This window comes from Streptomyces beijiangensis (genome assembly GCF_017315755.1).
GTDB classification, from domain to species: domain Bacteria; phylum Actinomycetota; class Actinomycetes; order Streptomycetales; family Streptomycetaceae; genus Streptomyces; species Streptomyces beijiangensis.
Map to the genome: position 1 here is coordinate 1 of NZ_JAFLRJ010001272.1, position 300 is coordinate 300.

Consider the following 300-nt stretch of genomic DNA (forward strand, 5'->3'; position numbering starts at 1 on the left):
CCGCCTTCTTGGCGAAGCCGATGGCCACACCGACGCAGAACAGCAGCGGCAGGTTGTCGAAGATCGCGCCACCGGCCGTGGCGAACACCGCCGTGACCTTGTCGGGCAGGTGCAGCTTCTCCTGGACGTCGGTCTGGCCGAACCGCAACAGGATGCCCGCCGCCGGCAGCACGGCGATCGGGAGCTGGAGACTGCGACCCACCTTTTGCAGGCCCTGGAACAGGCCGGATCCCCGCTTCTTCGCGGGAGCCGCCGAGGCGGTGGCGGTGCTCATACTTCCTCCATCGTGGTGGTCTACAC

Annotated in this window: 1 protein-coding gene; it reads right to left on the reverse strand. The window is 67.7% G+C overall.

The window, feature by feature from the left end:
• Nucleotides 1–274, reverse strand: a 274-nt coding sequence (locus tag J0695_RS41480) for a PTS transporter subunit EIIC (protein ID WP_206969980.1), incomplete at its 3' end; no start/stop codon positions are given.
• Between the last annotated feature and the right edge of the window lie 26 nt (nucleotides 275–300).